This is a genomic window from Mesorhizobium sp. M7A.F.Ca.CA.002.15.2.1 (assembly GCF_003998715.1).
Classification (GTDB): Bacteria; Pseudomonadota; Alphaproteobacteria; order Rhizobiales; family Rhizobiaceae; genus Mesorhizobium; species Mesorhizobium ciceri.
Window position 1 is genome coordinate 1 of sequence record NZ_RZPI01001160.1, and the last position, 776, is coordinate 776.

At 59.1% G+C, this 776-nt stretch carries 1 protein-coding gene; it reads left to right on the forward strand.

Annotation, left to right across the window (positions count from 1 at the left end; translation table 11 throughout):
* Positions 1-634 (forward strand): porin (locus ENZ74_RS33365; protein ID WP_164761477.1); only part of this gene is annotated, 634 nt, incomplete at its 5' end.
* Positions 635-776: the final 142 nt, after the last annotated feature.

The window sequence follows — 776 nt, forward strand, 5'->3', positions numbered from 1 at the left end:
AGCGATCGTCCCCTATGGCGGCTTCGACAGCAACGTCGTCCAGTACTACTTCGACCTCGGCAACGGTTTGTCGGGCGTGGTTTCCCTCGAAGAAGGTAGCGGCAGCGCTGGCCCGACCGGCGTCCCGCCTTTCACGTACATCAGTTCGGGTTACGACACGATCGACAGCTATGTCCCGCATGTCGTCGGCGGCGTGAAGTACACGCAGGGCTGGGGCGCGATCACGGGCGTCGCTGCTTATGACAGCACCTTCGAAGAATATGCCGGCAAGGTTCGCTTGGACGTGAACGCTTCGAGCGCTCTGTCTCTGTTCTTGATGGCCGGCTACGGCACCGACAAGAACATCGACCGCAACTTCTATAAGCAGTGGGGCGGCAACTGGGCAGTCTGGGGAGGCGGCACCTACAAGTTCAACGAGAAGACCTCGTTCAATCTCCAGGTTTCCGCTGACGATGACAAGAATTACGGTGTCGCGGCAAACGTTGCCTACGATGTCGTCCCCGGCTTCACGGTCACGGCCGAAGTTGACTATAACCACGATGGCAAGTTTGGCCAGATTGACAACCGTAACTGGGTCGGCGCTACGAAAGAGAATAGCGTCGGCGGCCTCCTCCGCTTCCAGCGCGACTTCTAGCGGATTGTTGTAGCACTTCGCCGAAATATACGAATGCTCGCTGGGCAAGCCGGCCCAGTGAGCTCATCGGGTGGCTCCTCTCAAAATGCTTGAGTCCGTACCTCCAGGACCGAAGCGCGCCGCCGATGCGAAGGGCGCCTTT